At 67.1% G+C, this 22833-nt stretch carries 18 protein-coding genes; 9 read left to right on the top strand and 9 right to left on the bottom strand.

All coding sequences use genetic code 11. From position 1 onward, the window contains the following. Positions 1 to 64: 64 nt before the first annotated feature. A complete protein-coding gene (gene dapB, locus ABS761_RS12970; RefSeq protein WP_350408760.1) occupies positions 65 to 856 on the bottom strand; it encodes a 4-hydroxy-tetrahydrodipicolinate reductase in 792 nt (263 codons plus the stop codon). Positions 857 to 859: 3 nt separating this feature from the next. Further along, complete coding sequence (locus tag ABS761_RS12965; RefSeq protein ID WP_350408849.1) at positions 860 to 1267, bottom strand: outer membrane protein assembly factor BamE; 408 nt, start codon at positions 1265 to 1267, stop codon at positions 860 to 862. A 224-nt stretch (positions 1268 to 1491) separates the two neighbouring features. Here ABS761_RS12965 and fur point away from each other — a divergent pair, with 224 nt between their 5' ends. Beyond that, a complete protein-coding gene (fur, locus tag ABS761_RS12960; RefSeq protein WP_350408759.1) occupies positions 1492 to 1914 on the top strand; it encodes a ferric iron uptake transcriptional regulator in 423 nt (140 codons plus the stop codon). 19 nt (positions 1915 to 1933) lie between these two features. Here fur and recN read toward each other — a convergent pair whose 3' ends face one another. Together recN and ABS761_RS12950 are read right to left on the bottom strand one after the other, a co-directional pair. Then, positions 1934 to 3583 carry a DNA repair protein RecN gene (gene recN, locus ABS761_RS12955; RefSeq protein ID WP_350408758.1) on the bottom strand — a complete coding sequence of 550 codons (1650 nt, stop codon included), beginning with the start codon at positions 3581 to 3583 and terminating at the stop codon, positions 1934 to 1936. Between the two features lie 14 nt (positions 3584 to 3597). Continuing rightward, positions 3598 to 4521 carry an NAD kinase gene (locus ABS761_RS12950; protein WP_350408757.1) on the bottom strand — a complete coding sequence of 308 codons (924 nt, stop codon included), beginning with the start codon at positions 4519 to 4521 and terminating at the stop codon, positions 3598 to 3600. Between the two features lie 119 nt (positions 4522 to 4640). Here ABS761_RS12950 and hrcA point away from each other — a divergent pair, with 119 nt between their 5' ends. The 5 genes from hrcA (at position 4641) to dnaJ (ending at position 10680) form a co-directional block, all read left to right on the top strand. Continuing rightward, positions 4641 to 5654 carry a heat-inducible transcriptional repressor HrcA gene (gene hrcA / locus ABS761_RS12945; RefSeq protein ID WP_350408756.1) on the top strand — a complete coding sequence of 338 codons (1014 nt, stop codon included), beginning with the start codon at positions 4641 to 4643 and terminating at the stop codon, positions 5652 to 5654. 54 nt (positions 5655 to 5708) lie between these two features. Further along, on the top strand, positions 5709 to 6755 hold the full coding sequence (gene hemH / locus ABS761_RS12940) for a ferrochelatase (protein ID WP_350408755.1): 1047 nt from the start codon (positions 5709 to 5711) through the stop codon (positions 6753 to 6755). 88 nt (positions 6756 to 6843) lie between these two features. Continuing rightward, on the top strand, positions 6844 to 7425 hold the full coding sequence (gene grpE, locus ABS761_RS12935) for a nucleotide exchange factor GrpE (protein ID WP_350408754.1): 582 nt from the start codon (positions 6844 to 6846) through the stop codon (positions 7423 to 7425). A 112-nt stretch (positions 7426 to 7537) separates the two neighbouring features. Then, positions 7538 to 9460: a molecular chaperone DnaK gene (dnaK, locus tag ABS761_RS12930; RefSeq protein ID WP_350408753.1), complete on the top strand. Its 1923-nt coding sequence runs from the start codon at positions 7538 to 7540 to the stop codon at positions 9458 to 9460. Positions 9461 to 9555: 95 nt separating this feature from the next. Continuing rightward, complete coding sequence (gene dnaJ / locus ABS761_RS12925; RefSeq protein WP_350408752.1) at positions 9556 to 10680, top strand: molecular chaperone DnaJ; 1125 nt, start codon at positions 9556 to 9558, stop codon at positions 10678 to 10680. Here dnaJ and ABS761_RS12920 read toward each other — a convergent pair whose 3' ends face one another. Further along, positions 10681 to 13461 (bottom strand): M16 family metallopeptidase, encoded by a 2781-nt coding sequence (locus ABS761_RS12920; RefSeq protein WP_350408751.1) that lies wholly within the window; start codon positions 13459 to 13461, stop codon positions 10681 to 10683. It abuts the gene before it with no gap. Between the two features lie 86 nt (positions 13462 to 13547). Here ABS761_RS12920 and ABS761_RS12915 point away from each other — a divergent pair, with 86 nt between their 5' ends. From ABS761_RS12915 to tcuB, 3 genes are all read left to right on the top strand, one after another. Continuing rightward, entirely contained in the window at positions 13548 to 14477 is a 930-nt protein-coding gene (locus ABS761_RS12915; protein WP_350408750.1) for a LysR family transcriptional regulator, read from the top strand. An 84-nt stretch (positions 14478 to 14561) separates the two neighbouring features. Continuing rightward, positions 14562 to 15965, top strand: coding sequence for an FAD-dependent tricarballylate dehydrogenase TcuA (gene tcuA, locus ABS761_RS12910; RefSeq protein WP_350408749.1), 1404 nt, complete (start codon positions 14562 to 14564; stop codon positions 15963 to 15965). 15 nt (positions 15966 to 15980) lie between these two features. Further along, positions 15981 to 17135 (top strand): tricarballylate utilization 4Fe-4S protein TcuB, encoded by a 1155-nt coding sequence (gene tcuB / locus ABS761_RS12905; RefSeq protein WP_350408748.1) that lies wholly within the window; start codon positions 15981 to 15983, stop codon positions 17133 to 17135. Between the two features lie 66 nt (positions 17136 to 17201). On the opposite strand, the gene ABS761_RS12900 is transcribed toward tcuB, so the two are convergent. The 4 genes from ABS761_RS12900 to ABS761_RS12885 form a co-directional block, all read right to left on the bottom strand. Further along, a complete protein-coding gene (locus ABS761_RS12900; protein ID WP_350408747.1) occupies positions 17202 to 17924 on the bottom strand; it encodes an SDR family oxidoreductase in 723 nt (240 codons plus the stop codon). A gap of 86 nt (positions 17925 to 18010) precedes the next feature. Further along, on the bottom strand, positions 18011 to 20533 hold the full coding sequence (locus tag ABS761_RS12895; RefSeq protein WP_350408746.1) for a branched-chain amino acid ABC transporter ATP-binding protein/permease: 2523 nt from the start codon (positions 20531 to 20533) through the stop codon (positions 18011 to 18013). A gap of 10 nt (positions 20534 to 20543) precedes the next feature. Next, positions 20544 to 21419 (bottom strand): branched-chain amino acid ABC transporter permease, encoded by an 876-nt coding sequence (locus ABS761_RS12890; RefSeq protein ID WP_350408745.1) that lies wholly within the window; start codon positions 21417 to 21419, stop codon positions 20544 to 20546. Between the two features lie 82 nt (positions 21420 to 21501). Continuing rightward, entirely contained in the window at positions 21502 to 22764 is a 1263-nt protein-coding gene (locus ABS761_RS12885; protein WP_350408744.1) for an ABC transporter substrate-binding protein, read from the bottom strand. Positions 22765 to 22833 lie beyond the last annotated feature (69 nt).

Genomic DNA, 22833 nt, shown 5'->3' with positions numbered 1-22833 from the left:
GCCCATCCGCCGCGCGCCCCGGTCCGGCGTTTGCGGGCCAGGGTCGGGGGCGTCGATCGGGGCCTCAGGTCGCCAGGACGTCCTGCATGTCGAACAGCCCGAATTCCTTGCGCGCCAGGTAGCGCGCGGCGCGCAGGCTGCCCTGGGCATAGGTGGCGCGGCTGCTGGAGCGGTGGGTGATTTCAATGCGCTCGCCGGTGCCGCAGAAATACACGGTGTGGTCGCCGACGATGTCGCCGCCGCGCACCACCGAGAACCCGATATGGCCGGTTTCGCGCACGCCGGTGTTGCCATGGCGCGCCCAGTCGGCGACCTCGTCCAGGGATACGCCCCAGGCGTGGGCGACGGCCTCGCCCATGGCGAGCGCGGTGCCCGAGGGGGCATCGACCTTGTTGCGGTGGTGGGCCTCGAAGACCTCGGCGTCGTAGCCGCTGTTGAGCAGGCGGGCGGCCATGTCCAGCAGCTTGAGCGTGGCGTTGACGCCGACACTCATGTTGGGGGCGAACACAATGGCGGTCTTTTGGCCGGCGGCGCGGATGGCCTGCTTGCCCGCCGTATCGAACCCGGTGGTGCCGATGACGGCCTTGACGTTATGGCGCACGCAGGCTTGCAGATGGGCGAGGGTGCCTTCGGGGCGGGTGAAGTCGATCAGGCAGTCAGCCCCGGCCAGGGCGTCGAGGTCGTCGGTGATCCGCACGCCCGTGTCGCGCCCGAGAAAGGCGCCGGCGTCGTCGCCCAGCGATGCCGCACCCTGGCGGTCCAGCGCCACGGTCAGCTTCAGGTCGGCGGTGTCCAGCACGGCCTCGATCAGCATGCGGCCCATGCGCCCTTCGGCACCCGCGATGGCAATACGCATTGCTTACTCCTTTACCGCTTCCGGTGTCGCGCCCGCCGCATCCTCGTCCGTGCCGGCATTGCCGGGGAGGGCGATGGCCTCCTTGCCGCTGTCGGCTTTCTGGAAGGGCTGGCGGTCGGGCTGCGGATCACCGGACCAGCGGGTCAACTGGTCGTTTTCGAACCAGACGGTGAATTTGCGCAACTCGTCTTTGCCGTAGCCTGGCTGGTTGTAATAGGGGTAGTCCCAGCGGTCGGCGTGCAGCGGATCCTGCAGCGTCGGGGTGCCCAGGACAAAGCGGACTTGGTCGCGCGTCATGCCGACCTCGAGTTGGGCAACCTGTCCGGTTGTGATCCAATTGCCCTGCTGGATGGTCGCGCGGTAGGGAAAGCCCCAGTTCGTCGAGCCGCAGGCCGATAGCGTGGCCGCCATGATTCCGGCGACCAGGCAGGCCCTGATCCGGCAAAGGTGTTCGGTGGCAAGGATTCGCACAATTTTCCCTGTGTCGAAAATGGGGGCGTCCGGTTCGAAGCCCCCCAAAACCGCTATCATAAAGGTATTCGAACTTGCGCATCATAGCGCGGGCAGCTTCCGTGCAGGCGCCGGGGGATTTTGGGCAACTTGCCTTTCAGGGCATTACCCGGGATACTTCAATCATGAATGACCAGCTTGAACTTAAAAACATGGGCTTGAAGGCGACTTTTCCTCGCCTCAAGATCCTTGACATATTTCGCAAGGCCGAACACCGCCACCACAGCGCCGAGGACGTCTATCGCGCCCTGATCGCCGAGGATGTCGACATCGGCCTGGCGACGGTCTATCGGGTGCTGACTCAGTTCGAACAGGCCGGCATTTTGCTGCGCAGCCAGTTCGACGGCGGCAAGGCCGTCTTCGAGCTCAACGACGGCGATCATCACGACCACCTGATTTGCACCAATTGCGGCAAGGTGGTGGAGTTCTCGGACCCCGAGATCGAAAAGCGCCAGCATCGCATTGCCAAGGACAGCGGCTTCACGCTCGAGAGCCATACCGTCATGCTGTACGGGATCTGTCCAAAGTGCTCGGCCAGCAGCAAATGATCCGCCGCTGGCGCGCCGCTTAGCGCGCGTCAGGCCCCAGCATTTCCCGCGCGTGCTTGCGGGTGGTCTCGGTAATCGTGAGGCCGCCCAGCATGCGGGCGAGTTCGTCGACGCGCGCGGCCCGGCCCAGCCCCTGGATCGAGGTCGAGGTGGCGCCGCCATTAGTGGATTTGCTGACTTGGAAATGGTGCGTGGCGCAGGCGGCGACCTGGGGCAGGTGGGTCACGCACAGCACCTGGTGACGCTCGCCCAGTTGCCGCAGCAGGCGGCCCACGACCTCGGCCACCGCGCCGCCGATGCCGGCGTCCACCTCGTCAAAGATCAGCGTGGGGACGCGCGCGGCGCGGCTGGCGATCACCGACAAGGCGAGCGAGATGCGCGCGAGTTCGCCGCCCGAGGCGATCTTGGCGAGCGGGCGCGGCGGCACCCCGGCATGGCCGGACACCAGGAATTCGATTGATTCGAGGCCATGCGGCCCGGGCTTGGCCTCGTGCAGTGCGACCTCGAAGGCGCCGCCCGCCATCGCCAGGGTCTGCATGGCTTGTCCGACCTCTGCGCCCAGCCGGGCGGCCGTGGCGGCGCGTGCCTGGCTGAGGGCGGCGGCCTCTCGCCGGTAGCGGGTCTCGGCCTCGCGGCATGCGGCGGCGAGGGCCTCGAGGTCGAGCGCGGCCGCGTCGGCCCGGGCTTGCTCGAGCAGGCGCTCGTGCAGTTCGGGCAGGGCCTCGGGTTCGGTATGGAAACGGCGCGCCGCATCGAACAGCCGCGTCATGCGTTGCTCGGCCTGCGCCAGGGCATCGGGGTCCAGCTCGATGCGGTCGAGGTAGGCGTTGAGCCCGGAGACCGCGTCGGCGCAGACGATGCGCGCGGATTCGACGGCTTGGTAGAACTCGTCCAGAGCGGTGTCGTGGCGCAGCAGGGGTTGCAGCGCGTGTCGCGCGGCGTGTAGGGCCTGGGCGGCGGAGCCCTGTTCGCCGTCCAGTGCCTCGATGGCCTGGCCCGCGCCCTCGAGCAGGGTCTGGGCATGGGCGAGGCGCGCCTGGCGCGCGCACAAATCCTGCCATTGGCCGGGCTGGGGATCGATGGCGTCCAGCGCGGCCAGGTCGTCGGCGAGACGCTCTCGGGCCTGGGCCTGGCCCTCGGCATCGCGGCGAGCCTCGTCGAGGGTGGAGGCGGCCGCGCGCCAGTCCTGCCAGGCGCCGGCGACCGCGCGCGCCAGGGCCTGGTGGCCGCCCTGAGCGTCGAGCAGTTCGCGCTGGCCGGCAACGCGCAGCAGGCTCTGGTGGGCGTGTTGCCCGTGAATGTCGACCAGCAGGGCGCCCAGGTCGCGCAGTTGGGCCAGAGTCGCGGGCGTGCCGTTGATATAGGCCTTGCTGCGACCCTGGCGGTCGATCACCCGCCGCAGAATGAGCTCGGGGCCTTCGAGGGCCTGTTCGGCGAGCCAATCGAGGGCGGCCTCGGGGGCGTCGAATCGGGCGCTGATGTCGGCGCGTTCGGCGCCCTCGCGCAGCAACGAGGCCTCGCCGCGCTCGCCCAGCGCCAGGGACAGGGCATCGATCAGGATGGACTTGCCGGCGCCGGTCTCGCCCGAGAACACGGTGAAGCCGGCTTCGAAGTCGAGGCCGGCCTGGGTGACGATGACGAAGTCGTTGATGTGCAGCTCGCGCAGCATGGCATGGACCGGTCTCAGTCGGTGTCCGTGTCGGCGTCCGCATCGGGGTCGCCCCAGGGGTGCAGCATGCGGTTCCAGTTGAGTTTGCTGCGCAGGGTGGCGAAATAGCTGTAGCCGGTCGGGTGCAGGAAGCGCACGCGATGGGGGCTGCGGCGCACGTCGATGCGGTCGCCTTCTTGGCAGTTGGACCAGGTCTGCATGTCGAAGTGGATACTGGCGCCCGACTCGACCCGGCCCAGGGCCCGGATGGTGATATTCAGCACGCCGTCCTCGGGCAGGGCGATCGGGCGGTTGGACAAGGTCTGGGGAGCGACCGGCACCAGCACCAGGGCCTTGACCTGCGGATGCAGAATGGGGCCGTTGGCCGACAGGGCATAGGCGGTGGAGCCGGTGGGTGTGGCGATGATCAGGCCGTCGGCGCGCTGGCTGTACATGAAGGCGCCGTTGAACTGGACGCGCAGCTCGATCATGCCGCCGCGTCCGGCGCGGTTGATGATGACGTCGTTGAGCGCCAGCCCGGAATACATCTGCTCGGCGCCGCGCATGACGCGGCCTTCGAGCAGGATGCGTTCGTCGAGCTCGTAGCCGCCATTGAGGATGCTGGCGATGGCCTCGTCGGCGCTGCCCAGGGGAATGTCGGTGATGAAGCCCAAGCGGCCGTGGTTGATGCCGATCATGGAGACGCCGCTGGTGGCCAGGCGCCGGGCGGCGCCCAGCATGGTGCCGTCGCCCCCCATGATGATGGCCAGGTCGGCGCGCTGGCCGATGTCCTCGAATGAGGCCAGGGGGTATTCCGCGATACCGGTGTTGCGGCCGGTATCCGCCTCGATCAGCACGTCGCAGCCCGCGTGGCGCAGGGTGCCGGCGAGCCGGCGCAGCGGCGCATCGAGGCCGCTATCCTGGTATCGGCCCACGATGGCCACGGTTTTGAAGTGCATGGGACGGAATACCTCGCCGATTAATGGAATAATAGGGGCAGAATCCGATTATAGGGGGATGCTCGGCGCTGCGCTGCGGTAGATGCCGCAGGACGAGCCTCCCGGTACTGGGACGGCACATGGATGACAGAGCCAAGGCGCTGCTCAAGGCGCTGATCGAACGCTACATCGACGATGGACAGCCGGTGGGCTCGCGCACGCTTTCAAAGATGTTCGATCTGTCGCCGGCGACCATCCGCAATGTGATGGCCGATCTCGAGGACCTGGGTCTGATCCACAGCCCCCACACCTCGGCGGGGCGCGTGCCCACGCCGCTGGGCTACCGGATGTTTGTCGATACCTTGTTGACGGTGCAGCCCTACGAGGCTGGCTCGGCGGAGCGCATGCAGGAATTCCTGCCGGCGGCCGAGCCCGGCCGGGCGGTGGCCGCGGCCGCCTCGCTGTTGTCGAACCTGTCGCAGTTCGCGGGCGTGGTGCTGACCCCCAAGCGCTCGCAGGTGTTTCGCCACATCGAGTTCATCCGGCTGTCCGACCGGCGCGTCCTGCTGATCATTGTCACGCCCGAGGGCGATGTCCAGAATCGCATCTTGTTCGTGACTCGCGAGTACACCGAGGTCGAACTGCTCGAGGCCAGTAATTTCTTCAACCGGAATTTCTCGGGGCGATCTTTCCACGAGGTGCGCCGGGCGCTGGCCGGCGAGCTCTCGTCCCTGCGGACCGACATCTCCCGGCTGATGCAGGCGGCGGTCGAGGCGGGCACCAGCACCGAGACGTCCGACGACGAGGCGGTGGTGATCTCGGGCGAGGGAAAGCTGCTCGGGATCTCCGAGATGACCGCCGACATGGACCGCCTGCGGCGCCTGTTCGCCCTGTTCGAGCAAAAGACCGACCTGCTGCATCTGCTCGATGTCTCCAGCCATGCCCAGGGGGTGCAGATCTATATCGGAGGCGACTCGCGACTGGTGCCTCTCGAGGATGTCTCGGTCATCACCGCGCCCTACGGCGTGGACGGCAAGGTCATCGGCACGCTGGGGGTGATCGGCCCCTCGCGCATGGCCTACGAGCGCGTCATCCCCATCGTCGATCTCACCGCCCGCATGCTCTCAAACGCCCTTGGCCATTCGGCCTCCTGAGGGCGCTGGGCCCCCCGCACCTCGATAGACCCCTCGTTTCCGCCATCCATTCACATGTCCCGTTTCCTGCCCGAACTCCCGGATCCCACCGCCTTGGATCTCGATGCCCCCGATGCGGGGCCCGGCCCGCTGGGCGTCTTGCTGATCAACCTCGGCACGCCCGACGAGCCGACGCCCGCGGCGGTGCGCCGCTACCTGGGCGAGTTCCTGTCGGACCCCCGCGTGGTCGAGCTGCCGGCCGCGCTGTGGCAGGTGATCCTGCGCCTGTTCGTGCTTACCCGGCGCCCGGCGGCCGTGGCGCCGAAGTACCGCGAGATCTGGTTCGAGCGCGGTTCGCCGCTGCTGGTGTACAGCCGCGACCTGGCCGATGCGGTGGCCGCGGACCTGGCCGGGCGCGGCCTCGACGCGCGCGTGCGCCTGGCGATGCGCTATGGAAATCCCTCGATCCCCGCGGGTGTCGACGCCCTGCGCGCGGAGGGCTGCGGCCGCATCCTGGTGGCGCCCATGTATCCACAGTACGCCGCCAGCACGATGGCGACCGCGGTCGATGCGGTGTGCGCTTACGCCGCGCGACTGCGCCGCCAGCCGGCGCTGCGTTTCATGGCCTCGTTTCCCCGGGATCCGGCCTATATCGAGGCGCTGCTGGAGGCCCTGCGGACGCATTGGGCGGCCGCCGGCGTTCCCGACCGCGTGCTGCTGAGCTTTCATGGCCTGCCCGAGGCCTCGGTGCGCCGGGGCGACCCCTATTTCCGCGAATGCATGACCACCGCCCGCGCCTTGCGCGAGCGACTGGGCGCCGACGGCGCCCGCCTGCACGTGGCCTTCCAGAGCCGTTTCGGCGCCGCGCCCTGGTTGCAGCCCTATACGCTGCCCACCTTGCGGGATTGGGCGCGCGAGGGGGTGGGCACGGTCGACGTGATGTGTCCGGGCTTCCTGGCCGACTGCCTGGAGACCCTCGAGGAAATCGATATGCAGTGTCGCGAGGCCTTTCTCGGCGCGGGCGGTGGGCAATTCCGCTACGTGCCCTGTCTGAACGCGGCGCCGGGCTGGGCGCGGGGCTATGCGGGCCTGATCGCGCGCGATCTGGGCGGCTGGGCTTGAGGGGGCCTTGAAATCGGCGGCACCGCCCCCAAGTGACATCTCATCGTTTTTCATCCCCAATAATTTCATCCGTAGTGGAGACCCCCGTATGTCGGCATCCGAGCAAGACCTGGATCCCCAAGACAATCCGATTCCCGAGCCCGGCCCGTCCGGCCCGGAGGACGCCCCCGCCGGGGGCGCCGTCCCGGCCGGCGAGGGCGAGGACCTGGCCGCCCTGCTGGCCGACGCCGAGGCCAAGGTGGCTCAGTATCATGATCAGATGCTGCGCGCCCACGCCGAGGTCGAGAATGTCCGGCGCCGCGCCCAGGAGGATGTCGCCAAGGCCCGCAAGTTCGGCACCGAGTCCTTTGCCGAGAGCCTCATTCCGGTGCGCGACAGCCTCGAGGCCGCCCTGGCGCAGACCGGGCAGACCGCCCAGGCCTGGCAGGAAGGCGTCGAGGCCACTTTGCGCCAGTTGAACGGCGCCTTCGAGCGCAATCAGATGCACGAGATCGCCCCCGAGCCCGGCGAGGCCTTCGATCCGCACCGGCACCAGGCGATCTCCAATGTGCCCTCGGAGCATCCCCAGGGCACCGTCGCCCAGAGACTGCAGAAGGGCTACCTGCTCGCCGACCGCGTCCTGCGTCCGGCGCTGGTCATGGTCTCGGCCGGCCCGGCGGGCACCGCCTGACCTCTGGCGGGTCCGGTGCCGGTTTCGCTTGAAATCGTGCCGGAGACCCCCACATTAGAGTCATTGGTGGATATCCACCCCATTCATCCAATCATCGACAGGATTTGCAAACATGAGCAAGATCATCGGCATCGACCTGGGAACGACCAACAGCTGCGTATCGGTGCTGGAAGGCGGCAAGGTCAAAATCATTGAAAACTCCGAGGGCACGCGCACCACGCCCTCCATCGTCGCCTACATGCCCGACGGGGAAATCCTGGTGGGCGCGCCGGCCAAGCGCCAGGCGGTCACCAACCCCAGGAACACCCTGTTCGCGGTCAAGCGCCTGATCGGCCGCAAGTTCGACGAGAAGGCCGTGCAAAAGGACATCGACTTGATGCCCTACCGCATCATCAAGGCCGATAATGGCGACGCCTGGGTCGAGGCCCAGGACAAAAAGCTCGCCCCGCAGCAGATCTCGGCCGACATTCTGCGCAAGATGAAAAAGACCGCCGAGGACTACCTTGGCGATGAGGTCACCGAGGCCGTCATCACCGTCCCGGCGTACTTCAACGACAGCCAGCGCCAAGCCACCAAGGATGCCGGCCGCATTGCCGGCCTCGAGGTCAAGCGCATCATCAACGAGCCCACCGCCGCGGCCCTGGCCTTCGGCCTGGACAAGGCGGAAAAGGGCGATCGCAAGATCGCCGTCTATGACCTGGGCGGTGGGACATTCGACGTGTCCATCATCGAGATTGCCGACGTGGATGGCGAAAAGCAGTTCGAGGTGCTCTCGACCAATGGCGACACCTTCCTGGGCGGCGAGGATTTCGACCAGCGCATCATCGACTACATCATCACCGAGTTCAAGAAGGAATCCGGCGCCGACTTGTCCAAGGACGTGCTGGCCCTGCAGCGCCTGAAAGAGGCCGCCGAAAAGGCCAAGATCGAGTTGTCCTCGACCCAGCAGACCGAGATCAACCTGCCGTACATCACGGCCGACGCGTCGGGCCCCAAGCACCTGAACCTCAAGATCACGCGCTCCAAGCTCGAGGCCCTGGTCGAAGAGCTGATCGAACGCACGATCGAGCCCTGCCGCATCGCCATCAAGGACGCCGGCGTCAAAGTCTCGGACATCGACGACGTGATCCTGGTGGGCGGGATGACGCGCATGCCCAAGGTCCAGGACAAGGTCAAGGAGTTCTTCGGCCGCGATCCGCGCAAGGACGTGAACCCCGACGAGGCGGTCGCCGCGGGCGCCGCCATCCAGGGCTCCGTGCTCTCGGGCGACCGCAAGGACGTGCTGCTGCTGGACGTGACGCCGCTGTCGCTGGGCATCGAGACCCTGGGCGGCGTCATGACCAAGATGATCAAAAAGAACACCACCATTCCGACGCGATTCTCGCAGGTGTTCTCGACGGCCGATGACAACCAGCCGGCCGTGACCATCAAGGTCTATCAGGGCGAGCGTGAGGTCGCCGCGGGCAACAAGGCCCTGGGCGAGTTCAACCTTGAGGGGATTCCGCCCGCGGCGCGCGGCCTGCCGCAGATCGAGGTGACCTTCGACATCGACGCCAACGGCATCCTGCACGTGTCCGCCAAGGACAAGGGCACGGGCAAGGAAAACAAGATCACGATCAAGGCGAGTTCGGGTCTCACCGAAGAGGAAATCGAGCGCATGGTCAAGGACGCCGAGGCCAATGCCGAGGAAGACCACCGCATCGCCGAGCTGGCCCAGGCCCGCAACCAGGCCGATGGCCTGGTGCATGCCACGCGCAAGTCGCTGGCCGAGTACGGCGACAAGCTCGAGGCCGCGGAAAAGGACGCCATCGAAGCCGCCATCAAGGATCTCGAAGCCGCCGTCAAGGACGACGACAAGGCGGCCATCGACGCCAAGTCCGAGGCGCTGGCCACGGCGTCGCAAAAGCTCGGCGAGAAGATGTACGCCGACATGCAGGCCCAGGCTTCGGCCGAGGGGGCGGCGGCGGCCGATGCCGCGCGGCCGGCCGATGACAATGTGGTCGATGCCGACTTCAAGGAAGTCAAGCGCGACTGACCGCCGCGGCCGTCGTTCGGGCCCGGCACGGCGCTTTGGCGCTGCGCCGGGCGCCTTTCCTTCTATCGCAGCGTAGCGCAGGCATGTAAAACCAAATGGCAAAACGCGATTTCTATGAAATCCTCGGGGTGGCCAAGAACGCCTCAGAGGACGACATCCGCAAGGCCTACCGCAAGCTGGCCATGAAATACCATCCGGACCGCAATCCGGACAGCAAAGAGGCCGAGGACAAATTCAAAGAGGCCAAAGAGGCCTACGAGATCCTGTCGGACGAGGAAAAGCGCGCGGTCTATGACCGCTTCGGGCATGCCGGCGTGGATCCCAATGCCGCGGGCGGCGCCGGCATGGGCGGCGCGGGCGGCTTTGCCGATGCCTTCGGCGACATTTTCGGCGAGATTTTCGGGGCGGGGCGGCGCGGTGGCGGCGGACCGCAGGTCTATCGCGGGGCCGATCTCAAGTACAACCTCGAGATCAGCCTCGAGCAGGCGGCCAACGGCTTCGAGACCGAGATCCGCATCCCCAGCTGGGAGTCGTGCGAGACTTGCCACGGCTCCGGCGCCAAGCCCGGGACCTCGCCGCGCACCTGCCACACTTGTGGCGGTAACGGCGCGGTGCGCATGCAGCAGGGATTCTTCAGCGTGCAGCAGACCTGCCCGACCTGTCATGGCTCGGGCAAGGAGATCGTCGATCCCTGCGCCGATTGCGATGGCGTCGGTCGCATTCGCAAGAACAAAACCCTGCAGGTCAAGATCCCGGCCGGGATCGACGACGGCATGCGCATCCGTTCTTCGGGCAATGGCGAGCCGGGCTTGAACGGCGGGCCGCCGGGCGATCTCTTCGTCGAGATCCGCATCAAGCCGCACGGAATCTTTCAGCGCGATGGCGAGGACCTGCATTGCGAGCTGACCATTCCCTTTACCAAGGCGGCGCTGGGCGGCACGCTCGAGGTGCCGACGCTGTCGGGCCGTGGCGAGATCACCATCCCCGAGGGCACCCAGGCCGGCAAGACCTTCCGGTTGCGCGGCAAGGGCATCAAGGGCGTGCGTTCGAGCTATCCGGGTGATCTGTACTGCCACATCGTGCTCGAGACGCCGGTGCGCCTGAACGACGAGCAAAAGGCTTTATTGCGCCAGTTCGAGGCGTCGCTGAGCACCGGCGGCGACCGTCATTCGCCCAAGAGCGAGTCCTGGACCGACAAGGTCAAGAACTTCTTTTCCTGATCATCCGGGGGCTGCCGCCACCGCCACGCTGAATCCCTCCGGGTCCAGCGTGGCACGCAGCGCGGCGTTCACGTGCGCGGCATCCAGGGCCCGAAGCTTGTCCTGAAAATCCATCAACCAGGCAAAGCTGCGGTCGGTGCGCAGATAATGCATCCAGCGCACGGCCAGGCTGCGGTCGCTCGAGAGGCCGAGCTGCTGGAAGTTCAGCAGCGAGCGCACGCCCGCACGGACCTCCTCGTCCGTGAAGCCGTCGCGCAGCGCGGCGCTCATGGTCTCGCGCACCGCGGATTCCAGCGCCGGGGCGTTCTGTGGCGCCATGCTGGCAAAGATCGTCCATGAGCCCGAGGGCTCCCAGGGCGAGGCCTCGAGCGCACTGCCTACGCTGTAGGACAGACCGTCGCGCACCCGGATGCGCTGCCACAGCCGTGAATCCTCCGAACCGCCCAGCAGGTAGTTGGCGACCGTGAGCGCCGGATAGCGCGGATCGTCATCCTGCAGTTTCAGCGGCAGCGCCGCCAGATAGTTCGCATTGGCCTTGCCCGGTGTCGGAATGTGAAAGACCTCGGCGGGCACCGGATACCAGGGGTGCGGGATGCGGGTGTAGGCGGGCGCCGTGCGCCAGCCCTCGAGGCCCGCGCGCAGGGCGGCCTCGAGTGCCTGTGGGTCGAAGTCGCCCACGGCCGATACCGCCACGTCGCCCGCGCCGTAGAACCGTTCGTGGAAATCGATCAGATCCTGCCGCGTCGCGTGTTCGACCCGGGCCAGTGTTTCCTGAGGGGTGGCGGTATAGCGGATATCGTCTGGCCCCCAGGGCTGGCTGTGGCGCTCCAGGACGTTGGTCGCGAGCGAGGCCGGGTCGGACATCGCGAACTCTGTCGAGGTCGCCACGCTGCGCTGGATTTTGGCCAGTTCCTCGGCTGGAAAGACCGGCTCGCGCAGCAGGCGCAGGACCAGCCCGATCAGGTCGGGCAGGTGGTCGCGGGTCGTGCGCATATCCACGCGCACGGTGTTTGCGCTGCCGTCGATGTCGATCTCGGCCTCCAGGGCGTTGAGCCGGTCCTCGATATGCTGGCGGTCCAGGCCGCGGGCGCCGCGCGGCAGCATGGCCGAGGCCAGCGCGGGCACGACGCCCAGGCCCCTGAGCTGTTCCACCGAACCGAAGCGCAACTGCAGGACGGCTTGGACTTGTCCGCCCGGCGTCGGTTTGGGCAGCAGCGCGAGATGCAGGGCGCCGTTGGGCTGCTCGATCGTCGAGCGCAGGGTCGCCTGCTCGATGGCTTGCGGGCGAGTGTCGAAATCGGCCACCGCGGGTCGTGGGGCGCCGGTCGCGAGCGGCGCAAGCAGGGCGTCCAGGTCCACGGTCGGCGGGCTGGGCGCGTTGTGCGGTTCGGGGGTCGGGAGGTATAGCCCGGCGGTACGGTTGGAGGGCAGCAGCCAGGTGCGTAACTGTGAGCGGACCTGCTCCAGGTCCAGGGCCTCGACCTGGTCGCGCAGCAGGAAGAACAGGCGCCAGTCGCCCAGGCCCGAGGCGTCGGACAAGGCGGAGGCCAGGGCGGGGGGCTGGTTGTAGATCTGTCTCCATTGCCGCAGCCATGCCGTGCGGCTGCGGTCCAGGGCCGCCTGGTCCAGGGCATCGATGCCGCGGCCCTCGAGGGTTGATTCCAGGATGGCCAGGGCCTTTTGCGCGTCGGCGCCCGGCTGGACCTGGGCGCCGAACACCACGTAGCCGGGTTGGGCCAGGCGGCGCGCGTCGCCGAACACGCTGCTGGCGATGCCCGCGTCGACCAGCGCGCGGTAGAGCGGCCCCGACGGCGCATCGGCGAGCATCGTGGTGCCGATGGACAGGGCGGTGGTCTCGGGGTCGGGGCCCGCCGGGATGTGGTAGAGCACCACGGCCAATGCGCTGCCGCCGGAGCGGCGCAGGGTGACCGCGCGCGCGCCCTGTTGGACGGGCTCGACCGTGTACTCGATGGGTAGGGCGCGCGCGGGGCGGGCGATCGGGCTGAAATCCGCCGCGATCCAGGCGAGGGTCTGGGCGGGGTCAAAGCGCCCGGCGACGATCAGGACGGCGTTGTCAGGCTGGTAATAGCGGTCGTAGAAGGCGCGCAGGCGGGGGATGTCCACGTGCTCGACGTCCGAACGAGCGCCGATCACGCTGCGCCCGTAGGGGTGCCACATATAGGCGGCCGAGGCGGTCTGTTGCAGCAAGGTGCCGAAAGCGCTGTTCTCGCCACGTTCCATTTCATTGCGCACGACGGTCATCTCGGCGTCCAGGTCGGCGCGGCTGACGCGCGCGTGGCGCATGGCATCGGCCTGCCAGGCCAGGAACCAGCGCAGGGTGTCGGGGTCGCTGGCGAAGGTCGCGTAATAGTTGGTCGCATCGAGGCCGGTCGTGCCGTTGGCCGCCAGTCCCCGGCGCGAGAATTCGGCCAGCGCGTCGGCCTGATCGCCAGTGCCGCGGAACATCAGGTGCTCGAGCAGATGCGCCATGCCGGTCTCGCCCGGCCCCTCGCGCCGCGACCCCACGAGGTAGGTCATGTTCACCGTGGTCTGGGGACGCGAGGCGTCCGGGGCCAGCACCACCCGCAGGCCATTGTCCAACTGATACTCGGTCACCCCCTGAACCGTCACGCCGGCGCGGATGCCGGCGGGCAGCGTCGGCGCCGGGCTGGACTGCGCGGCCGGGGTGGCCCCCGCGTCGGTGGCCTGGGCACGTGGCGCCGGCTGGAGCGGCAGGGCGACGAGGGCGATGAGGACAAGGAGGCGCTGGGGCAGTGTCATGAGGGTGGCAGGGGCACGTAAGGGCTTGAGGGGGCCGGGAGGGGCGCTGGGCATAACCTTACCGCAGATTCGGCTAATATCGCTCCATGGAAATCCGCCAATTGCGCTACTTTGTGTGTGCGGTCGAGCAGGGCAGCATGGGCAAGGCCGCGCGCAAGCTCGGGGTCGTCACTTCGGCCCTCAGCCAGCAGATCAGCCGCCTCGAGTCCGAGCTCTCGACCCGTCTGTTGCAGCGCACGGCGACGGGCATCATTCCCACCGATGCCGGCATCGCGTTCTTTCGACAGGCTCAGCTTGCCTTGCGCAATATCGACGAGGCGGCGCGGTCCGCCAAGCAGGCGCGCCTCTCGGGCCACGTCAGCGTCGGTCTGGCACCCACCACGGCAGCCGTCTTTGGGCTGCCCCTGATCCTGGCGATGCGCGAGCGCTATCCGGACGTGCGTCTGCACCTGGTCGAGTCCTTGTCCGGTCACCTGGGGGCCATGCTCAATGCGCGCCAGCTCGACCTGGCGGTGTTGTTCAACGATGATGCGGGCCGCAAATGGTCGGTGCTGCCCTTGCTCGAGGAATGTCTCTACGTGATCGCGGCCCGCGGATTCAAGGGTTTTCCGAGGCGCAAGACCGTGCGCCTGGCGAGCCTGGCGGGCCTGCCGCTGGCCATGCCGACGCACATGCACGGCCTGCGCAGCGTCCTCGCCTCGGCGGTCCGCAGGCAAGCCGTGCGGCTGGATGTCGCGATGGAGATCGATTCCCTGGCGATGCTGATGGACGCGGTGGCCGCGGGCCTGGTGGCGACGATACAGCCGGGTGCGGCCGTCACCCGCATGGCGGCGCACGACCTGGTGATGGCGCAGATCTCGGATCCGGGCCTGGTGCGCCGCAACCTGCTGGTCAGCCTGTCGGACGACGAGCTCTCGCCCGCCGGCCTGGCGGCCCGCGTGGTGATGCGCGACGTGGCGCTCGCGCTGGCCGGTGGCGGGCAATGGGTGGGTGCGCATAGCCTTCACGATTCGTGAACAGGGATTGCCGTTCAGCCACCTAGCGCGCTCCGGCGGCCCCATCTATGCTCTCAAGGGTGTACAACCCTTGATTTGCGGATCATGCTCGATGTCCTGGTCATCGGCGGCGGAAACGCCGCCTTGTGTGCGGCGCTGATGGCGCGCGAGGCCGGCGCCAAGGTGCTGGTCCTGGAATCCGCGCCTCGCGCGTGGCGCGGCGGAAATTCCATGCATACGCGCAATCTGCGCTGCATGCATGATGCGCCTCAGGATGTGCTGGTGGGCGCCTATCCCGAAGAAGAATTTTGGCAGGACCTGCTCAAGGTTACGGGCGGGCGCACCAACGAAGAACTCGCGCGCATCGCGATTCGCGCCTCGTCGAACTGTCGCGGCTGGATGCGCCGCCACGGGGTGCGGTTCCAGCCGTCCCTGTCGGGCACGCTGCAGATGGCGCGCACCAACGCATTCTTCATGGGCGGGGGCAAGGCCCTGATCAACGCCTACTATCGCAGCGCCGAGTCGCTGGGCGTGCGCATCCGCTACGATGCGACGGTGGATCGGCTGGAGCTCGAGGATGGCCGTTTCCGCGCCGCCTGGCTGGGCGACGAGCGCATCGAGGCGCGCGCCTGTGTCGTCGCCTCGGGCGGGTTCGAGTCCAATCGCGAATGGTTGCGCGAGGCCTGGGGTCGCAACGAAGCGGGGGAATGGCCCGCCGAAAATTTCCTGATCCGCGGCACGCGCTACAACCGAGGCGTCCTGCTGCGCGACCTGCTGGACAAGGGCGCGGACCGGATCGGCGATCCGACGCAGTTTCACTCGGTGGCGATCGACGCGCGCGCGCCGCTGTACGACGGCGGGATCTGCACGCGGATCGATTGCGTATCGCTGGGCATCGTGGTCAATCGCGGGGCACAGCGTTTCTATGACGAGGGCGAGGATTTCTGGCCCAAGCGCTATGCCATCTGGGGGCGCCTGGTGGCCCAGCAGCCCGGCCAGATCGGCTATTCCATCATCGACTCCAAGGCGGTGGGGCGCTTCATGCCTCCGGTGTTCAAGGGCGAGCGCGCCGACACCATCGAGGCGCTCGCCCGGCATGTGGGCCTGGACGAGGCCGCCTTCGTGCGCACGGTGTCGGACTACAACGCGGCGTGCCGGGGCGGGCATTTCGATCACGAGGTTTTGGACGACTGTCATACCGAGGGCCTCGTCCCGCCCAAGACCCACTGGGCGCGGCCCCTGGACACGCCGCCCTACTACGCGTATGCGCTGCGCCCGGGCATCACTTTTACGTATCTGGGGGTGCGGATCGACGCCCAAGCCGCCGTGCATTTCGGCGGCCAGCCCAGTGACAACCTGTTTGCGGCCGGCGAAGTCATGGCCGGCAACATCCTGGGGCAGGGCTACACCGCCGGGGTGGGCATGAGCATCGGCACGGCCTTCGGCCGCATCGCCGGTGTCCAGGCCGCCGCGGCCGCCTTGCGGCAGCCCGCCCCCGCCATTGCATAGCCACGAGGAATCCGGATGCAGACCCTGCAAGCCCTCACCCAGGACGCGGTGTCCACTCTGCTGCTGTCTCCCGAGGAGGCCGAAGTCGATCGCGTCATGACCATCTGCAACGCCTGCCGCTATTGCGAAGGATTTTGCGCGGTGTTCCCGGCCATGACGCGCCTGCTGGAATTCAACAAGGCCGATATCCATTACCTGGCCAATGTCTGCCACAATTGCGGCGCCTGCCTGCATTCCTGCCAATACGCCGCGCCCCACGAGTTCGCCGTCAATGTGCCGCGCGCGCTGGCGGCGGTGCGCCCGCTGACCTATGCCGAGTTCGCCTGGCCACCGGCGCTGGGCCGCTTGTACCAGCGGGCGGGGCTGACGACGGCCCTGGCGAGCGCGGGTGGCCTGGCGCTGTTTCTTGTCCTGGTGCTGATCATCAACCAAGGGTCCTGGCTGCACGCGCCGCTGGCGGGGAATTTCTACGCGATCTTTCCGCACAACACCCTGGTGCTGATGTTCGGCACGGCGTTTCTGTACGCGATCGTGGCCCTGGGCTTGGGGGTCGCCTCGTTCTGGCGCATGTTGTCGCCTTCCGTGGCTCCCGGCGCCATGGGGGCGGCCGGACTGGATGCCGCGGGCAAGGCCTTGACGCTCAAGTACCTCGACGGCGGCCACGGCGAGGGCTGCAACGACGAGGACGATCGCTACACGCTCAGGCGCCGGGTGTTCCACCACCTGACGTTCTACGGCTTCGTATGCTGTTTCATCGCCACCTCGGTGGCGACCCTCTATCACTACCTGTTGGACTATCAGGCCCCCTATCCGGTGATCAGTGTGCCGGTGCTCTTCGGCATCGTGGGTGGTATTGGCTTGCTGATCGGCCCCGCCGGCCTGCTGTGGCTGAATCTTCGGCGTCATCCCGAACACGCCGTAGTGGCCCAGCAGCCCATGGATCGGGGTTTCATTGCGCTGTTGATGTGGGTGAGCGCGACCGGCCTGGCCTTGCTCATATGGCGCGATACTGGGGCGATGGGCTTGTGGCTGGCCCTGCACTTGGGCGCGGTCATGGCGTTCTTCCTCACCATGCCCTATGGAAAGTTCGCCCATGGGGTGTTCCGCTCGGCGGCTCTGCTCAAGAGCTCTCTGGACAGGCGCGCGGGACGGCCGGCCGCCAGTGATTGATCATCCAGGCCCTCGCGGGCCCGGGTTTGCGCGGTGGTGGGACGCAGCCCCCGCGCCGAGCGTCCCTTAGATCAGTCCGCCGTTGGGTTGAATCACCTGCCCATGCACCCACGAGGCCTTGCCCGAGGCGAGGAAGCGGACCACGGCCGCGATCTCGGCAGGCTCGGCCACGCGGTTGAAAGGGCTCATCGCCGCCGAGCGCTGGATGGCCTCGGGGCTTTTGCCGGCGCGGAACAAATCCGTATCCACCGGCCCCGGAGCCACGGCGTTTACGTGCACGCCGCGCGCGGCCACCTCTTTGGCCAGCGAACGCACCAGGCACTCGACGGCCGCCTTGGTCGCGCTGTAGGGGCCGATCCCCGGCGCGGCGTGGCGCACCAGCGAGGTCGTCAGGGCGATGATGGTGCCGCCGTCCTTGACGTTGCGGGCGGCCTCGCGCAGTACGTTGAACGCGCCGACGATATTCACCTCGACCAGCCGGCGAAAATCCGCCGTGCCGAATTGCGCAAGGGGACTGGGGGGGACGTTGATGCCGGCGTTGGCGACCACGCAGGCGGGCGCGTCGCCGAAGTCGCGCGCCACGTCGGCAAAGACCCGGGCGACCTGATCCTCGTCCTGGACATCGGCGGCATACGCCGCACAGCGCGCCGCGCCGATGCGCTCGGGGATGTCTCCGGGGCCGGAGATGTAGGTGTAGGCGACGTCGAAGCCGTCCTCGGCGAGGGCTTGTACGCAGGCCGCGCCGATGCCGCGCGAACCACCGAACACGAGGGCTGTCTTATTGCTCATGGGAAATCCTCAGAGGTTGATCGAAGGGTTGTTGGGGCTGTTGCCAGGCCCCGGCGCTGCGCCGTCGAGCCTGCGAGGGCCTCGGCTCAGAGCCAGAGTATCTGTTTCCTGTAATCCAGGTCGGTGAGTAGCGGTTGGGCGGGACCCTCGTGGAACACCGAACCGCGCTCGAGCGCATAGACGCGGTCGGCCAGGGCCAGCACCAGATCCAGATTATGTTCGACGATGAGGATCGAGATGTGCTCGCGCAGGCGATCGAACACGGTGAAGAGCTCTTGCACCACGGCGGGCGCCAGGCCCTCGAAAGGCTCGTCGAGCAGCAAGAGCCGCACGTTGCCCGATAGCGCGCGGGCCACGGCCACCATCTGCTGTTCGCCACCCGAGAGATAGTCCGCCTCGACGGTCATGCGTTCCTTGATGCGGGGGAAATACTCGAAAATCCGGGCCTCGTCCCAGACGATGCCCGAGCGGCCGTCGGTGGGTCGAGCCTGGCGCCCGAGCGCGAGGTTTTCCGCGACGGTCATGCCCGCGAACAGTCCGCGCCCCTGGGGGACGTAGCCGATGCCCATGCGCGCGATGTCCGGCGCGCCCAGGCCAGCGACGCTGCGGGCCGAGAATTCGATCGTGCCGCCGGCGGGGGGCACCAGGCCGATCAGTGTCTTGAGCAGCGTCGATTTCCCGGCGCCGTTGCGGCCCAGCAGGGCGACGATCTCGCCTTGCCGGATCTCCAGGCTCGCTTTGTCCAGGATGTGGCTCTTGCCGTAGTAGGCGTCGACCTGGTCGAAGCGCAGCAGCAGGGGGCGTTCGGCCGTCGGCGTGGCCGAGCGGCCGGTGACCGGCGGCGTGCCGGTGCCGGTGTAGATTTCCTGCACCCGGCGGTCCTGACGGATGGTCTCGGGATCGCCGGTCACCAGGACTTCGCCCTGGTTCATCACCGTGACCTGGTGCGAGAACGACAGCACTCGGTCAATGTCGTGCTCGACGATCAGCACCGGGATATTGTCGGCGATGGTCTGGATCAGGCGCGAGACCCGTTCGCGCTCGGCGGCCGCCAGGCCCGCCAGCGGCTCGTCCAGGAGGAGGACGCGCGGCTTGGATCCCAGGGCGATGCCCAGGTCCACCAAACGCTGGCCGCCATACGACAGTTGGTCGCCCATGACGTTTTCCATGCCCTCGAGTCCCAGGAATTTCATGAGCTCCGCCGTCTCGGCGCGCACCTGGGCGTCGTCCTCGGTGTCGCGCCAGAGGTTGAAGCGGCCGGGGTGGCGTGCCTGCAGCGACAGGCGCAGGTTCTCGTGGATCGTCAGGCCCTTGAATAGACTGGTGATCTGAAAGGAGCGCGCCAGACCCATCTGGCAGATGTCCTTGGCGTGCAGCCGCTGGATTTCCTCGCCATGCAGGAGGATGCGGCCCGACGTCGAGGTGAACATGCCGGAAATCAGATTGAAGGTGGAGGTCTTGCCGGCGCCGTTTGGCCCGATCAGGGCGTGGATCTCGCCGGCGCGCACCGTGAGGCTGACATTGCGCACCGCGTGGATGCCACCAAAGCTCAGATGCAGGTCGCGGGCTTGCAGGACCTCGCCTTTGGCGGCCTTGGGGCGCAGGAACCCGGGCAGGGGCAGGCCCTCGTGGATTTTGCGCTTGCTCATCGCGGCGCTGTCGATGGCCGCCGGACGGATGTGCTGGCGTATCCGCGCCCAGATGCCGGTCAGGCCGTCCGGCGAGAACAGCACGAAGGCCATGAAGATCAGGCCGAACCACAGCAGCCAGTTGTCGGTGTAGATCGAGAACAGCTCTCGGAACAGCAGGTAGAACAGCGCGCCCAGGGCGGGTCCCAGCAGGCTGTGCATGCCGCCGATCACCACCATGGCGAGCATCTCGCCCGAGAAGGCCACGGTGGTGGATTCGGCCGCCGCCAGGTGGTGGAGAAACACCAACAGGGCGCCCGCCAGCCCCGTGATGCAGGCCGACAGGACGAAGGCGACCAGCTTGTAGTAGCCGGTGCCGTAGCCCTGGAAGGTCGCGCGCAGTTGATTTTCGCGGATCGCCACCAGCACGTGGCCGAAAGGTGAGCGCGTGATGCGCAGCAGCGCGTACAGCACCAGCGTGGCCACCGCCGCCGTGAGGATGTAGTACGCGACGTAGTCGTCCAGGTCGATCGGGCCGATCGCCCCGCGTTGCAGGCCGCCCAGGCCCCCCTCGCCGCCGGTCACGCTGGTCCAGCGAAAGGCGATGGCGAAAGTCAGGGCGCACAGCGCGAGCGTCAGCAGGGCGAAGTACACGCCCCGGCGGCGCAGGATCAGAAAGCCCGTGACCAGCGACACCAGCGCCGTGAAGGCGATCGAGCACAGGATCGGCATGAGTATCTGGCCCGGGAACCAGTGTAATTGCGCGAGCGCCGCGGCGTACCCGCCGATGCCGAACCAGGCGCTGTGCCCGAAGGACACCAGGCCGGTGTAGCCCACCAGCAGGTTCAGGCCCATGGCGGCCATGGCGAGGATCACCACCAGGGTTGCGCTGTCGAGCGTCAGGCCGATGCCCTGGAAGGCGACCGGCAGCAGGATCAGGCAGAGAACGCCGATCCACAAGGGCTGGTACTTTCTGTTCATCCCGCCGCCCTCATTCGAAGCGCTCGATGCGTTTGCCGAGCAGCCCGCGCGGGCGGAACATCAGCACCAGGAACATCAAGACGTACATCGAGGCTTCGCCGGCCGCGGACTCGAAATAGATCGTGACGCCGCGCACCACGCCGACCAGCATCGCCGCCAGCACCACCCCCCAGAAACTGCCCAGACCGCCGATGATGACGACCACGAAGGCGACGGTCATGATCTCGGTGCCCATGGCGGGGTGCACGACGGCGATCGGGCCGAACAGCACGCCGCCGAGGGCGGCCGTCCCCACGCCCAGCATGACGATCGCCGTCATATAAGGCTGCAGGCGGATGCCCAGCGCGGCCACCATGTCGGGTTTCTGCACACCGGCGCGGATGACCCGGCCAAAGGGCGTCTTGTGCAGCAGCAGCCAGATCCCCGCCATCACGACCAGGACGACCAGCAGAATGAACAAGCGGTACTTTGAGAACAGGAAATCGCCGATGGCGACCGAGCCTTTGAACACGGCCGGCATGGTCGAGGGCAGGGGCGAGGCGCCCCAGATCATGCGTATCAGTTGTTCGACCACCATCGCCAGGGCAAAGGTCACCAGCAGGCTGAGGATGGGGTCCGCCGTGTAGAAGCGGCGCAGCAGGAAGCGCTCGAAAAAGATGCCCAGCAGGGCCACCAGCACCGGCGTGACGATGATGCTGCCGCCAAATCCCAGGTGGCGCATGACCTCCAGAGAGACGTAGGCACCGATGGCGTAGAAGGCACCATGGGCGAGGTTGACGATGCCGCCGACGCTGAAGATCAGGGACAGGCCCAGGGCGAGCAGCAGATAGTAGCCGCCGAGCACCAGGCCGTTGACGGCCTGTTCCATGAAGAAAATGAATTCCATATCCGTCCAGACGGGTGGGGACGCGATTGCGGGCCGGACGTCGGGGCGGGATGTGGCCCCCGCTGTCCGGCCGGTTCCGGTGTTACATGACGCAGGTGTTTTCCGCCTTGGACGGCGCGAGAACCTCGAGCGACTGGTCGGGCGCCGGGACCGGATCGCCAAACACCAGGAAATCCTGTGGGCCCTTGACCTGGTCGGGCGGCATCACCGTGAAGGGATAGGCCTCTTGCATGAGTTGGTGATCCCATGGGCGGAAGTAGGCCTTGCGCGCCTTCAGGATGTCGAACTGCGCGCCGGATTCCAGGTAGGCGATGAGCTTGTCCGTGTCGGTCGACTTTGTCTCGGAGATAGCCTGCGCGAGGATTTTGAGCGAGATGTACTCGATCCAGGCATGGTTCTCGGGGATTTTGTTGTATTTTTTGGTGAACTCGGCCACGAAGGCCCGAGTGCCCGGAGTCTGCAGCTTGTGGTGCCACACCGTCGGCCAGATGCCGCTGAGATTGCCGGGGCCGGCCGCCCAGGCGTCGGCGGTGTTGAGGTTGAAGCCCGCAATCGGATATTGCAGACCGAACTCGGCATATTGCTTGACGAAGTTCGTCACCTGGTTGCCCGCCAGGTTGCAGGCGACGACGTCGGGCCGGGCCTGGCGGATCTTGAGCAGGTAGGGGCTGAAGTCGGTGACGTCCGTGGCGACCAGCTCGTCGCCGATGATGGTGCCGTCGTGCGCCTTGACGAATTTGCGCACCGCCGTGGACAGGTCGTGGCCGAACAGATAGTCGGCCGTCAAGGCATAGATTTTTTTCCCCTTGATCAGGCCGTCTCGAGCCAGGGCCTCGCCCGCGGCGTTGACCATCACCGTGACCGGGATGTCGATGTGAAAGGTGTAGCGGTTGCAGTCCTTGCCGCGCAGCGTGTCGGATCGCGCGCCGGTGTTCAGGAACAGGATCTTGTTGCGATTGGCGACCTGCGAGATGGCCAGGGCCGAGGCCGAGCTGATCTCGCCCATCAGCGCCATGACATGGTCGCGCTCGATCATGCGCTGCGCCTTGGAGGAGGCGACCTGCGGGTTGACGGAGTCCTCTGAGAGAACGTCGAGTTTGCGGCCGAGCAGTCCGCCGCCTGCATTGATCTGCTCGGTGGCGAGCTGGATGCCCATGACGGCGTAATTGCCCAGGGCGCCCAGGAACCCTGTCATGGGGGTGAGATGGCCGATCTTGATGGCGTCGGACTGGGCCTTGCCCAACAGGGGAAAACCAATTGTCACGCTACCGATCAAGGCCGTGCCGGACTTCAGCATGGCACGGCGCGAAATGGATGCGCCCGTATTTTGCTTGCCGTGTTTCATGGCGTTGTCTCCGATGGATGAACGATGCAGGGGTGTTTCTGCTGCGTGCTTCTTTTTGGATGGCAAATC

Source organism: Castellaniella sp. GW247-6E4, from assembly GCF_040276065.1.
Classification (GTDB): domain Bacteria; phylum Pseudomonadota; class Gammaproteobacteria; order Burkholderiales; family Burkholderiaceae_B; genus Castellaniella.
This window is presented reverse-complemented; position numbering and strand designations above follow the sequence as displayed.

Coding starts and splice junctions, on each gene's coding strand:
- dapB (WP_350408760.1), bottom strand. CDS start 856: ATGCGTATTGCCATCGCGGGTGCCGAAGGGCGCATGGGCCGCATGCTG.
- ABS761_RS12965 (WP_350408849.1), bottom strand. CDS start 1,267: ATGGCGGCCACGCTATCGGCCTGCGGCTCGACGAACTGGGGCTTTCCC.
- fur (WP_350408759.1), top strand. CDS start 1,492: ATGAATGACCAGCTTGAACTTAAAAACATGGGCTTGAAGGCGACTTTT.
- recN (WP_350408758.1), bottom strand. CDS start 3,583: ATGCTGCGCGAGCTGCACATCAACGACTTCGTCATCGTCACCCAGGCC.
- ABS761_RS12950 (WP_350408757.1), bottom strand. CDS start 4,521: ATGCACTTCAAAACCGTGGCCATCGTGGGCCGATACCAGGATAGCGGC.
- hrcA (WP_350408756.1), top strand. CDS start 4,641: ATGGATGACAGAGCCAAGGCGCTGCTCAAGGCGCTGATCGAACGCTAC.
- hemH (WP_350408755.1), top strand. CDS start 5,709: ATGTCCCGTTTCCTGCCCGAACTCCCGGATCCCACCGCCTTGGATCTC.
- grpE (WP_350408754.1), top strand. CDS start 6,844: ATGTCGGCATCCGAGCAAGACCTGGATCCCCAAGACAATCCGATTCCC.
- dnaK (WP_350408753.1), top strand. CDS start 7,538: ATGAGCAAGATCATCGGCATCGACCTGGGAACGACCAACAGCTGCGTA.
- dnaJ (WP_350408752.1), top strand. CDS start 9,556: ATGGCAAAACGCGATTTCTATGAAATCCTCGGGGTGGCCAAGAACGCC.
- ABS761_RS12920 (WP_350408751.1), bottom strand. CDS start 13,461: ATGACACTGCCCCAGCGCCTCCTTGTCCTCATCGCCCTCGTCGCCCTG.
- ABS761_RS12915 (WP_350408750.1), top strand. CDS start 13,548: ATGGAAATCCGCCAATTGCGCTACTTTGTGTGTGCGGTCGAGCAGGGC.
- tcuA (WP_350408749.1), top strand. CDS start 14,562: ATGCTCGATGTCCTGGTCATCGGCGGCGGAAACGCCGCCTTGTGTGCG.
- tcuB (WP_350408748.1), top strand. CDS start 15,981: ATGCAGACCCTGCAAGCCCTCACCCAGGACGCGGTGTCCACTCTGCTG.
- ABS761_RS12900 (WP_350408747.1), bottom strand. CDS start 17,924: ATGAGCAATAAGACAGCCCTCGTGTTCGGTGGTTCGCGCGGCATCGGC.
- ABS761_RS12895 (WP_350408746.1), bottom strand. CDS start 20,533: ATGAACAGAAAGTACCAGCCCTTGTGGATCGGCGTTCTCTGCCTGATC.
- ABS761_RS12890 (WP_350408745.1), bottom strand. CDS start 21,419: ATGGAATTCATTTTCTTCATGGAACAGGCCGTCAACGGCCTGGTGCTC.
- ABS761_RS12885 (WP_350408744.1), bottom strand. CDS start 22,764: ATGAAACACGGCAAGCAAAATACGGGCGCATCCATTTCGCGCCGTGCC.